Genomic DNA, 12133 nt, shown 5'->3' with positions numbered 1-12133 from the left:
CGACCGTGGTCATGGGCGCAGAGCATTGGTCGTCCGGCATGATCAGCTTTGAAGAAGACGACCGAGGATTAGTCCTCCTGTACGAAGTCGAGAACAACGATCCTGAGTGGGCCTCCAAACGGCTGAAGGACGGCGGCGAGGTCACCGTAAGTAATGGCTTCACCTTTGAATCCGCCGACCTGTTGAAGGCTCCTTCGAAGCGCGGCGGCGAGGAGCCGATCTACGAATTCCGCTTCGACCGGCTCCGCAAGATCGTTTGCCCGACTGGAAGGCCGATCACGCCGCGGCTCACCGACCCCGGCGCGGCGAAGCGGCGGCACCTGATGGTCGATCGCCGCGTGGTGACGTTACCGTCCGGGCCGAAGACTACGTGAGGCGCCGGCCTCTCCGGCCGGCGATGATTGCGAGCATGTTCACGACCGACCAAGTCCCTTCGGCGCAGAGCGCGGCGGTTCTAAAATCGGCGAACCGCTTGTGCTGGAGCGCCAAGGCCAGGCGGACCGCCGCCTTGGCGTGAGCGCGGGCCTCTTCGTTGCTTGAGCCTTTCAGCTCCGCTTCGAAAATTGCCTCCAGCATCCGCTTGGCGTCGGTGCCGCTCGGGGTCTTGTCGTCGATGAGCGGATGCTGGGCGGGATCGTAAACCTCCTGCGCCACGGAGATCAGCGCCTCGCGGCAGAGCAGCCCGACGCCTTGATATTGCTCCTCCGTCTCGGCGCTATCGAGCCGAAGCCGCATCTCCTGGAGCTGGCGGTCGACTTTCTGCCAGCCGGTCGGCTCCTCGAAGACGACCGCGCGGCGGGCGGATTGCGCGACAAAGATCGGTTTGCCGGAAATCGTCTTTCCGGCCACCACTTGATAGCCGTCAGGCGTCAGCGCCTCGTTATAGACGCGCACGAGCGTCGATACTTCATCGTCGGCGGGCCGTACGACCGGGTGCACGGTCTCGCAGAGAAAGCGGAGAAATTCGGCATCCGGTCCGTACATCAAATTGAATCGGCGATCGTAGAAGACCCAGTCGCTCTCCCAGTCGCTATTACGTACACAGTGCTGATAGATGTCGCCGGCGGCATCTTGATAGCGATGGTCAAAGGACGGCAGCTTCGATAAGTCGTAAAGTCTTGCCAGAAATTCGTCGTCCTGCAGCCGGCCGGCCCAACTCAGCTTCGCAATGCTGAAATGGTCGATAACGGCGCGGCGCGTAACCTCCGAGATTTCCTTCGGCGCTTCATCTACATCGGAGGTCATCGGTGTCCTGTCCATAGTGACTAGGCGGGGGCAAGCACGGCCAAGCGCTCGCAGATGAATTGTGCGATCTGCGCCGGGCTGAACCTGCGCGCGTCGACGTAGCCGTCGGTCTTGAAAACGCCGTCGACTGCGCCGTCGTCGGTTCGCACGAACATGATGCGGGCATTGTCGCGCTCCATGATGATCTCCCGGGTCGCCCGAAACTCGATGCCGCACCAGTCCTTCCTCTGATAATCGGAGCCCAGGAACACGACGATGAGCTTGGAACGATACCGATAGATCTCCTGCAACAAGGTGTCGAGCGATGGCCGCGCCAGTTGCGACACGTAGTTGCTGTCGTAGAAGTAGGAGTTCGGGCCGATTCTTGCCTCCAGCTCGCGCGCGACTTGTTCGACGATCGCTCTCACCTCTCCCGGAAAAGAAAGAGCCACGTCGAAATCATGCCTAGTGATATCGACAGTCTTGGTTGCCTGCCCGGTCCATGACGGCAGCGTAATACGCCGCGCGGCATGCAATTCCTTCGCAAGATTGACGTCCTTGACCGCCCAATGCGTCCGGTTCATCTCCCAATTACCGATGTCGAGCTCGAAGGTGAGCTGTTCCAGATCGTCGGCGGACAGAAATGGATCAATCGCTTGGAGCTCGTATTCGATCCGAACCTGTCCCTGCCGCTTGGCGATATCACGGATCAGGCCGAATTTCGGCGCGAGCTGGTTAAATGCTTCGTAGGCGAAGATACACGGCAGACGTTTGAGTTCCGAGACGGCGGCCTCGTCCAGTGCTCCGAACCGCTCGGTGATCGCGTTTTCGGTGTATTCGCGGACACAGCGCGAGAATTCGATCTGCCAGGGCTCGCCGTTCCAGGCCTGAGCATTGGAGGAAACAAGAAGATTGTACATCGAGACGACCGCTGTTGCCGGTTTCGGGATTGGGCTTCGTGCTTTAGTGTTACCGGCGGTTTTATCGGAATTTTCACGCCGGCGCACTGATCCGATCGTCCAAGGTCCGACGAAGATGAGCAGAAATCCCCGCTGAGGCCGTTCGGCAAGGACAAGCGCAGATCGCCAGTGGCCTATTAGGGGTCAAATAGCCCATCGAGTCCGGGCCATTCGTTCAGAACCCGCCCGGCTCTCGCGCCTATGACCGCCGGAGCGGTTGGCACCGCGAGCAGTACGACGCCGTAGGGCACAAAGAGCATGGAGACAGATCTCCAACCCTGGGCTTGAAGCACGGCAGCGGCCCGCGCATGATCGGCGGGCTCAAGCGGCCACAGGTGCCGATTGTGAAGATCGACGTAGACCAAGGCGTCCAAGCTCGCGCACGTGGCGGTGCCATAACGCGCGGCTTTCTCCGACAGACGATCGGCGACGAGCTCTGCCGCGTCGTCGAACGACATCGGCTGCGATGGCGTGTACGGCTCCAGTACATCTGCGACACGTTGTGCATCGCGATATCGGTCCTGACGCTGACGCCACTCCAGTCCGCGTCTCTTGTTGCCAATGATCTCCATGATTTGGAAATCGGCGCTTCGGAATCTGACGTCGATCGGCTCTTCGCTGCTCGCGATGATCTCGCCGTCCTCGAAGGCTTCCCCGGCACAACGGAGGAATGCGCGCACGATCATGCGCTCACGCTCCGGCTTTTGCGGATTTGAGAAAAGGCGCCGGGCGCGATCAGCGTATTCGCGCAGTTTGGCGAGAATTGCGTTGTCGGAAAAGGTCATTGTCTCCAAAGATAGCGCGCTTGGTCACGGAGCGTCTGTGACTTGTTCTTCACATGGCACCGCGGTCACGGCAATCGCGTCGCGCAACTCGGCCAGCTCCTGGTGAATCCCGGCGCAGCGCCTGGTCGCGTCGCGCACCTGCTGGACATCGAAGACGTTTGGACCGTGGTCGGCGCGCTCGAATTCGTCGAGATATTCAAGGTTCTTTTTCACGAGCCCGACCCGATAGGGCTGGCGCGGCTTGCCCTTGAAGGCACCTTCCCATGTCTCGCCATGGACGAGGAAATTGCGTATCGGCCGCAACTCATCCAGGTCCTTGTAGAGGCGTTGCAGCGTCGCCTTGTGTTCATCGGGCACACCCCCGAAGTCACACCATTTCTTGAAGATCTTGATCTTGTCTGCGAATGTTCGCCCGGAATATTCGTCGAACAGAGCTTCGAGCGGTGCCTCATTGATGAGGTCCATCAACAGGAGCATCCTGAACTCGACGCGGCCCATCTCGGTCAAAAACTCCCCGAGCGCCTGATGTATCGCATCGGACGGCGTTCGTACCCCAGACTTGAGGCGGCGCCGCCATTTCCGTCGCCGTTGAGCTTTTCTTGAGTTCCTCGACATAAATATCCCTTAAGCAGGACCGAGGCCCACTGGCCGGAGCGTGTTCACTTCGATATCCCAGCCCGGGGTGCCGCAATTCGGCGATCCCCTTTCAGTAGCAGGACAGTGCCGGGCGGCGTAGGGCTTAAGCTCGCGGCGCCGACGGTTGGTGACAATGGCTTGGCATAAGACATCAGACGGCTCGTTCCTGGATCATAGCGGTAATGTTCTGTTCTTCAGCAAAGATCGGTTCGTGAACGACATCTGTCTTGGCCGCTGCTGCTTTATCTGCGGCGCGCAGCCTGGGTCAAAAGTGTTCAACGACGAGCATGTTATTCCCGAGTGGGTGCTGCGGAAATTTAATCTGTTCGACAGGACGATCACCCTGCCGAATGGCGGGACCGTCAAGTATGGACGCTTCAAAGTCCCCTGCTGCCAGGACTGCAACTCGCTGATGGGACGCCAGATCGAAGAGCGGATCAGCAAGGTCGTCAATGCCGGCCCGGAGGCCGTGCAGAAGCACATCGCCGAGGGCAACGGTTTGGAGTTCTTCGTCTGGCTGGGCCTGATCTTTCTCAAGGTCCATCTCAAGGACAGGGAGTTTCGAATACACCACGATCTTCGCAAACCGGATGACAAGATCGGAGACCTGTATGACTGGCAGGCACTGCATCATATGCACTGCCTTGTGCGATGCTTCGTGAACGGAGCTTCTCTGGAGAAAGAAGTGTTTGGATCGTTGGGAGCTTTTGCAGCGAAGACCGCGGGATGGCGTGAGGAATTTGACTATGGCGACATATTCGACGCCCAGACCATGCTGCTGAGGCTGGGAAATGTTGCGCTGGTCACGACGTTCAACGACGCATGCGGAGCAATAAATGGCGCGATGCCAAAACTCGAGAAAATCGAAGGATCGTTGTCAGAGATCCAAGCTCGCGAGGTCATGGTTGACTTCGCCTTCATGAATCTGAGTCTGAAAGAGCGCCCGCGTTTCTATACCGAGTGCGACATGGGGAACGAGACGATCACCGAGAAGGCCGTGATGCCAGATCCCTTCGAGTTGGGTGAACTCAACTTTGCACTGCGAGGACGCCTGCTGCGCGACTCGTTCGGCGAAAGCGTGAAGCAGATACGAGTCGCAGGGAAGACGCAGCAGGAGATCGAACAGGCGATCGACGGTGGACGCTTCAGCGTTTTGGTCGATGAAACTGGCAAGTTCATCAAGCAGAGTTTCACGCCTGATTCACCGTGAGCAGCGGGTGTGATGATCACCACAGCAGGTGCTCGTGACGATCTCAACGTACAGCAGAATACGACGAAGCCTAGCCGGCGATGGAAGCGAGAATATGCTGCGGCTGGGCCTAGTGATTAGCGCGGCGGAGTTCGCCAACGTTCGCCGACGCTTATTCAACGGATATTCAACGACTTCTCCAAAACGGATCTAAGTCATTGAAATTTCTGGCGCTCCCTAGGGGAATCGAACCCCTGTTTCAGCCTTGAGAGGGTAAAGTCGACCCGCTTGATGATCATCGTGAAGAGGGAGACGTTACGGATTTCAAGCCCGGCCCGTCTGCATGAGCTCGCGTTCTGCACCAGTTTCGCGCCAGAAACGACTCAGCAGAAGCGTAACGAACGCGATCAAATTCAAACAAAAAGTCAGCAAAATCAGCAAAGCCAGTCGCTATCCCGCCGCTCATAACGGTCTGGTTGCAGGTTCGAGTCCTGCCGGGCCCACCAAAGAGATCAATATCTTACCGGGTTCTCGTTGCCCTCACCGGAACGGCCGCACCAGAAACCGCACCAGATACGTCCACTTTTCGTTCGTGGGTCGCTCGCACTCCGCCCGCCATTGGCCAAACGAGCGAGGGCGAATGAGTTAATTGCTGGCGATCGCTCGTCGCTTCATCGCGGCGAAGAAACTCAAACCGGGAAGATTGGGGTTTCCAACACCGCGCTGTTGGCTTGCGGCAAGTGCACGTAGACCGGGCAGTCTCGACACACGATCGCCAAGACCCCGCACCTTCCGAACCTAGGATCGACTCTTTGGACGTGGCCACAGGCCTCCTTCAGACCATGATTCAGATTCTTCTGGGGACATCGGATCGGCTCCGCCGCCGGTCCGGGCAGGATCGGAATTGAGCCAGCGGTGCAACTCGAGCTTGCCTATCTGGTTGCGGTGGACCTCATCGGGTCCGTCGGCTAGCCGCAGCAAGCGGGTCGTAGCGAGCGCCGCAGAAAGGAAATGGTCGTTGTTGGTTCCACCCCCACCGAAAACCTGTATGGCCCAGTCAACAATCGTCTGCGCCATGTTTGGCGCGACGACCTTGATCATCGCGATTTCCTGCCGCGCGGCCTTGTTGCCGACCGTATCCATCATATAGGCCGCTCTGAGAGTCAGCAGGCGGGCCTGCTCGATCTTCATGCGCGCTTCGGCCAAGCGTTCAAGCGTAACCGTTTGCTCGGCGAGAGGCTTGCCGAAAGCAACACGTTTCAGCGCTCGCCGACACATGCGCTCGAGCACGCGCTCGGAAAGGCCGATCAACCGCATGCAATGATGGATGCGCCCTGGCCCAAGCCGTCCTTGCGCGATCTCAAATCCACGCCCCTCGCCAAGCAGCATATTGGTGGCCGGCACGCGCACATTGGTGAACATCACCTCGGATGCGCGATCCGGCACGCCGTAAAATCCGAGTACCGGCAGCGAACGGACGACGTGCACGCCCGGCGTATCTTTCGGCACAAGAATCATCGATTGGCGCTTGTGACGGTCAGGGTGCGCTGGATCGCTCTGACCCATGAAGATGATGATCTTGCACCGCGGATCGGTGGCACCGGTCGTGTACCACTTGCGGCCGTTGATCACGTAATCGTCGCCGTCACGCACGATCAGGCTGGAGACATTGGTCGCGTCCGACGAGGCAACGTCGGGCTCGGTCATCGCGAACGAAGAACGAATTTCGCCGGCGAGCAACGGCTTCAGCCAGCGCTCTTTCTGCGCCGCCGTACCATAACGCAGGATCGTCTCCATGTTGCCGGTGTCCGGCGCACTACAATTGAAGACCTCGGGAGCAAGATGCGAGCGCCCCATGATTTCACACAGCGGCGCATATTCGAGATTCGTCAGCCCGTCCTCGTGAGCAGGCAGAAACAGGTTCCACAAGCCGGCACGTTGGGCGAGTGGCTTCAGTTCCTCGACAACCGGATGCACGGCCCAGGGCCCGAGCCGCTCCGCCTCCTGATAGTATCGGTGCTCATTCGGATAGATGTGCTCCATCATAAAGCGCTGGATGCGCTCGGCCAGTTCAAGGCTGCGTTCGCTTTGGGTGATATCCACGTAAATTCTCCTTAACGGGTGCGCAGGCCGTCCCTGAGCGTGTTTCGGGTGATCTTTCCGGATTCCGTCTTCGGCAGATCGTCCAACACGCGAATGTCGACGGGGCATTTGTAGGCTGCCAGTCGCTCGCGACAGAAGCGGGAGAGCGCGGCGACATCGATTATCGTACCGGCTTGGGCGGACACGAACGCCACCACCGTCTCTCCCCGATAGGAATCGGCGGCGCCGACGACGGCTGCCTCGCGCACACCCGGAAAGCCGTAGATCACGTCCTCAACCTCGCGTGGCCAGACCTTGAAGCCGGAGGCAGAGATCATGTCTTTCTTGCGGTCCACCAGATAGAACCAGCCGTTCTCGTCAAAGAAGCCGACGTCGCCGCTGTGCAGCCAACCATTGCTCAGCACCTCGTCGGTTTCCGTTGGCTTTTTCCAGTAGCCCGCCATCACGCCCGAACCGCGCACAACTACTTCGCCATGCTCGCCGGGCCCGAGCGGGCGACGCTCGTCGTCAACGACGATCGCATCGACAGCGGCCGTCGGCCTGCCGATAGAAAGCGCACCGGACTCTGGATCGACGGGAATCGGACCTTCGTTGGGTGCAAGGTGACTTGCAGAGGTCAGTTCAGTCATTCCGTAGGAACTGCGGATCGCCCTCCCAAACCGTTTCGCGAACGCGTCGATGACCGAGGGAGCAATCGGCGCGCCGCCGGAATAGAGATGTACAAAGCTCTCGAAATGGCGGCTGGTCGCGTCGGCCTGGTTCATGAGCCCGATGAACGCGGTAATGGCGCCCACGATGAATGTCGGCCGCCATTCAAGAAAGGCATCGAGCGCGACCTGCGGCTGGAAGCGATAGGTCAGCACCATCGCCGCGTGCGCGGCGAAAGCCGCGACCATTTGGATCTCGAAGCCGGTGATGTGGAACAGCGGCGCGACACCAAAGATCCGCGACATGCCGTTCAGCTCAAAATGATCGCGGCAGATCGCCGCCGTCGCCACCAGATTACGATGCGCCAGCATCGCACCCTTGGGAACGCCCGTGGTTCCGGACGTGTAGAGCAGCAGGCCGATATCGTCGGAGCTCAGAACCGGAGCCGGCGGAGCCGGTTGGTCTTCGGCGAGGATCATGTCCAGCGCATGAGCCTGCGGCGCTCGGCCCGGCTCCGGCAGCACGCGGACATCGTTTCTCATCTGGAATTCGCGAGCGGCAGTCCAGAGCACCAGTTCGGGATTGACCGTAGTGGCCGCCGTGAGAACATTGTCCCAATGGTCATCGTGGCAAATCACCACCTTGGGTTCGCAGTCCTTGAACAGTTTCCGAAGCTCCGGCGTGCGGTACATCGGGTTGAGGCTGACGACAATGGCCCCGACCTTCCAGGCCGCCACGCTGACGATGACGAATTGCGGCACATTCTGAAGAATGACGGCGACCCGGTCCCCCCGCCCAACCCCTTTGCGTGCGAACACAGCGGCGAGCCGGTCGCTGTATCGGTCAACATCGCCATAGGTCTGCATCGCATCGAAATAGAACAGTGCCGGTGCCTCGCGCGGCGCGGAGCGAAACAGATCGAGCACCGTCAGCATACTGCAATCGGGAACAACGACAGGCGAATCCACGAGACGCGCCCGCAGCCGGCCTGCGGCTTCCTCATAAGCGCGCAGCCGTGATGCGGAATCGGATTCGGCCATCATCCTCATTGCCCGTTGCCGCCGCGGTCGCAACGATTCCCGCCGCGCCCGACCCTGCCGCTCTGATGGCCGACCGCCATCATCAACGTGTCGCGGACGACGCCGGCGCTCCGGAAACTAGTCATTGGACCTTTTCCCTCGATAGACCGAGCCGAGACGGGCGTGCGGCGACGCGGCGCGGCTCGCAAGGGGCGGTCGGGCCATCCCGCTCTCCTTAGCCTGAATGACAACGCGCGTGCGCCGGATGTGGAGGCGTACCAGCACCTGCGCGGCGTCGACATCGCGCGCCCGGATCGCATCCATGATCAGGACGTGCTGGGGATCGGAGAAAGGGAAGCCGTCCTTGGCATACGTTTCGCTGACGAATTGCCGCCGGAAATGCTGCGTGCTGTTCCAGAAGCGCTCGACCATCGCCAGCAATTGCGGCATCTGCGCGCGCGAATAGGTACGCAGATGAAACTCCCGATCAAGCTGGATGTATTCCTCGAGCGTCGTGACCTGCTCGAGTTCGCGTACGATGCGGTCAAGCGCCTCGATGTCCTCGTCGGTCAGGTTCGGTACGCTTTCGCCGACGGCAAGGGGCTCGACCGCTTCACGTATCTTGTAAATCTCAATCGATTCTTCCGAGTTGACGTCGGCAATCCAGGCACCGCGGTTCGGCGCCATCACGACCAGCCCCTCGTTCTCGAGCTGCTTCAGGGCTTCGCGCACGGGAATGCGACTCGCTCCGAAATGCGCCGCAAGAAGCTCCTGCCGGATCCGCGTACCCGGCCGCATCTCCCCGCTCAACACCGCGCTGCGGATTTCACTTGCGATCCGCTCGCTCATCAGCCGACCGCCCTCCGGATCGTCTTCGTTAGCGTCGCGCGCCGTGTCGTTCCAATGGGGAGGCCGCTGATAGGCACTCATGAAAGGCCCTCCTTGTCAGTGAATGGCCGCGTACATGATTTTGTCCTCGGTCGCATCGGCCCGCGTCATTTCCTCGACGATACGCCCGCCGCGCGCGACCAGTATCCGATCCGAGATCGCCAGGATCTCCGGCAAATAGGAGGAGATCACGACGACCGCCTTGTTCTCGCCCGCCAGCCCGCGAATTGCCTGGTGGATCTGCGGAATGGCGCTGACATCGACCCCTCGCGTCGGCTCGTCGAAGATGACCACTGTCGGTTCCTGCGCCAGAGACTTCCCCACCACGACCTTCTGCTGATTGCCGCCGGAATATTCTACAATCTTCAATGTTCGCTTCAGCGCCGAGATGGAGAGTGCCGAGATCCATCGATCGGCAATCCGCTTCATCTCGCGCGCGGAGTAGAAGAACCGCCTGATGCGCGGCGACGACAGATAGCCAAGATAGATATTCTGATCCACCGTCATTGTCTCGAAGAAGCCGTCGACTTTCCGATCCTCGGTGATATATGCGATTCCGTCGCGCACCGCCTGCCGCGGCACCCGGTAGCGGATGGGCTTGTCCCGGAGATAGATCATCCCGCCGCGCAGGAAGTTGCGCTTGCGCGCGCCGCTGACGATCTGCGCAATCTCGGAACGTCCTGCGCCGACCAGTCCGAAAATGCCGACGACTTCCCCGTTGAAGACCGAGAAGGACATATTCTTGACGATGCTGCCCATCGTCACATTCTCGACCGAAAGCACCTTCTCTCCGCGCGCCGACTGCGGCTTCGGTGCATCCGGATCAGCCCCGTGGGTCGCGTACTGAGCTGCCGTTTCCTCGCGGCCAACCATCATGCGGACGAGCGAGTCGCGGGTGACGTCCTTCGCGGGCACCGTGGCGACGAGCTTGCCGTCCCGGAGTACGGTGATGCGATCGGCGATATTGAGCGCTTCTTCCAGCGCATGCGAGATGAAGATGATGCCGGCGCCCTTCTCTTTCAGGGTGTTGAGAAGATGGAACAGATGCTGCGTTTCTTCGGGCGTCAACGACGCAGTCGGTTCATCGAAGATGAAGACCTGTGCATTGTGGCGTACGGCACGCACGATCTCGACCATCTGCCGCTTGGCAGTTCCGAGATTCTCGACCAGCACCAGCGGATCGACATTGAAGTTCATCGATTGCAACGACTGCGTCGCCGCAATATTGATCTTGCTGTAGACAGTAACCCACTTCTCCATGCCGAGTTCGAGATTCTGCGCGACCGTCATCGACGGCACCAGGCTGGATTCCTGGTACACCATCGCGACGCCGCCCTCGAGCGCCTCCTTTGGCGAGGAAAACGAGACCTTGCGTCCGCGGATCATATAGTCCCCGGAGGTCAGGACGATTGCGCCGGCGATCGCCTTGCACAGCGTCGACTTTCCCGCACCGTTCTCACCCAGCAGCGCGTGGATTTCGCCCGGCCGCAGATCGAAATTGACGCCGTCGATCGCGTGCAGGCCGCCATAGACCTTGCTGCCATTGACGACCTGCAGCAGCGGGGTGCCTGCCTGTTGTTCCGCGGGCATGGCGCTCATCCTTTCTGGGCGCCGCGACCACGCGGCAGTTCAACCAGGCAATCGCGTCCCTTGGACACCGCGAGCACGCGAGAGCCAATCGGGCGGACGGCGGTCACTCCATGGACCCGACCATCTACTCGGCTGTGCAACGTCTCCACCGCCATGCCATTGGCATCCAGCCGCGCAACGAGACCATACGAACGCGGCGGCGCCCACGGCTTCTGAATGCCGAGCTTCTTGATGCGGCCGATCTGGGTCGGCTCGCGCGGATTGAGGCGACCATCCAGCACCGGCCCGATCCAAAGCTCCGATGGTACCGTCCGCATCATTTCTTCGCAGAATGCCCGTTCGCGCAGTACGAATTCGGTCAGCTGCGTGCGAAGCGCCAGGAAGGCCATCCAGACCTCTCCGTCCGCGCCGCGGCCAAGACGCGCCGGATAGCCGGTATAGTTCTTGACGATCACGCGTCTCTCACCGCCGGCGCGTGGAAAAGCGGTCAGGCGATGAGCCCAGGATTCGGCGACCCACACCTCATTGCCGTCGCTGGAAGCGACCACGCCCAGCGGCCAAGCAAGCTTGTCCGCACGCACGCTCGCGCCACCGAGCGAGGCATCGCAAGCGATAAGCCGGCCCGACGGGGCGCGATTCTGCATCAAGTCGGTAAGCCAGAGGTCAGCCTGGTTGGTACGCGAACCGTCGGTCAGATAGATCGCCCCATCGGGGGCTACCGTCACCGACAACGCACAGGCAACCTTCTCACCACCGACGCTTTCGAGCTTTGCGACGATCTTGCCGGCTGGCGAAAGGGCCACCAATCCAACGCCAGAGACGCAAGCCAGCAGCCTGCCGTCCGGCGCTGAGGCAAGCCCGCCGACAGGACCGTCAAGCGTTGCGAACACCTCCCGCGCATCGAAATCATCCCCAGTGCAACGCAGGATGCTGTTGCCGGTCGAGACATAAAGCGCACCGTCCTGCCCGAATGCGATGTCATCCGGCCGTTCGATCTCCGCGCCGAGCTGGCGAGCGCCATCGAGCCGCTGGTTCGGGGAGAACGCGCCGTCGAGCACCGGAATGCCATGAAGCTCCCGGTTCGGGAACAAC

At 60.5% G+C, this 12133-nt stretch carries 11 protein-coding genes; 2 read left to right on the top strand and 9 right to left on the bottom strand.

Annotated features, from left to right (window positions below; genetic code table 11):
- Positions 1 to 11: 11 nt before the first annotated feature.
- Positions 12 to 374 carry a hypothetical protein gene (locus XH92_RS14385; protein WP_194459786.1) on the top strand — a complete coding sequence of 121 codons (363 nt, stop codon included), beginning with the start codon at positions 12 to 14 and terminating at the stop codon, positions 372 to 374.
- Here the strand turns inward: XH92_RS14385 and XH92_RS14380 are convergent.
- From XH92_RS14380 to XH92_RS14365, 4 genes are all read right to left on the bottom strand, one after another.
- The gene (locus XH92_RS14380) at positions 367 to 1245 is read right to left on the bottom strand and encodes a hypothetical protein (RefSeq protein ID WP_194459785.1); all 879 of its coding nucleotides are present in this window, start codon (positions 1243 to 1245) and stop codon (positions 367 to 369) included. The two genes, XH92_RS14385 and XH92_RS14380, sit on opposite strands and share 8 nt — an antisense overlap.
- A gap of 20 nt (positions 1246 to 1265) precedes the next feature.
- Entirely contained in the window at positions 1266 to 2144 is an 879-nt protein-coding gene (locus XH92_RS14375) for a toll/interleukin-1 receptor domain-containing protein (protein ID WP_194459784.1), read from the bottom strand.
- A gap of 176 nt (positions 2145 to 2320) precedes the next feature.
- Positions 2321 to 2968 (bottom strand): DUF1780 domain-containing protein, encoded by a 648-nt coding sequence (locus XH92_RS14370; RefSeq protein WP_194459783.1) that lies wholly within the window; start codon positions 2966 to 2968, stop codon positions 2321 to 2323.
- Between the two features lie 24 nt (positions 2969 to 2992).
- On the bottom strand, positions 2993 to 3433 hold the full coding sequence (locus XH92_RS14365; RefSeq protein ID WP_194459782.1) for a hypothetical protein: 441 nt from the start codon (positions 3431 to 3433) through the stop codon (positions 2993 to 2995).
- Between the two features lie 304 nt (positions 3434 to 3737).
- Between XH92_RS14365 and XH92_RS14360 the strand changes: the two genes are divergently transcribed.
- Positions 3738 to 4814: a hypothetical protein gene (locus XH92_RS14360; protein ID WP_194459781.1), complete on the top strand. Its 1077-nt coding sequence runs from the start codon at positions 3738 to 3740 to the stop codon at positions 4812 to 4814.
- A 777-nt stretch (positions 4815 to 5591) separates the two neighbouring features.
- On the opposite strand, the gene XH92_RS14355 is transcribed toward XH92_RS14360, so the two are convergent.
- The 5 genes from XH92_RS14355 to XH92_RS14335 form a co-directional block, all read right to left on the bottom strand.
- Positions 5592 to 6839, bottom strand: a complete 1248-nt coding sequence (locus tag XH92_RS14355) for an acyl-CoA dehydrogenase family protein (protein WP_246788550.1) — start codon at positions 6837 to 6839, stop codon at positions 5592 to 5594.
- 68 nt (positions 6840 to 6907) lie between these two features.
- On the bottom strand, positions 6908 to 8587 hold the full coding sequence (locus XH92_RS14350) for an AMP-binding protein (protein ID WP_194459779.1): 1680 nt from the start codon (positions 8585 to 8587) through the stop codon (positions 6908 to 6910).
- 114 nt (positions 8588 to 8701) lie between these two features.
- Positions 8702 to 9493 (bottom strand): GntR family transcriptional regulator, encoded by a 792-nt coding sequence (locus XH92_RS14345; protein ID WP_210345553.1) that lies wholly within the window; start codon positions 9491 to 9493, stop codon positions 8702 to 8704.
- 15 nt (positions 9494 to 9508) lie between these two features.
- On the bottom strand, positions 9509 to 11050 hold the full coding sequence (locus tag XH92_RS14340) for a sugar ABC transporter ATP-binding protein (RefSeq protein WP_194459778.1): 1542 nt from the start codon (positions 11048 to 11050) through the stop codon (positions 9509 to 9511).
- Positions 11047 to 12099, bottom strand: a complete 1053-nt coding sequence (locus XH92_RS14335; RefSeq protein ID WP_246788418.1) for an SMP-30/gluconolactonase/LRE family protein — start codon at positions 12097 to 12099, stop codon at positions 11047 to 11049. The genes XH92_RS14340 and XH92_RS14335 overlap by 4 nt, the downstream gene beginning before the upstream one ends.
- Between the last annotated feature and the right edge of the window lie 34 nt (positions 12100 to 12133).

Source organism: Bradyrhizobium sp. CCBAU 53421 (assembly GCF_015291625.1).
Lineage (GTDB): Bacteria > Pseudomonadota > Alphaproteobacteria > Rhizobiales > Xanthobacteraceae > Bradyrhizobium.
The sequence above is the reverse complement of the archived record's forward strand: the minus strand, read 5'-3'. Positions and strand labels throughout refer to the sequence as shown.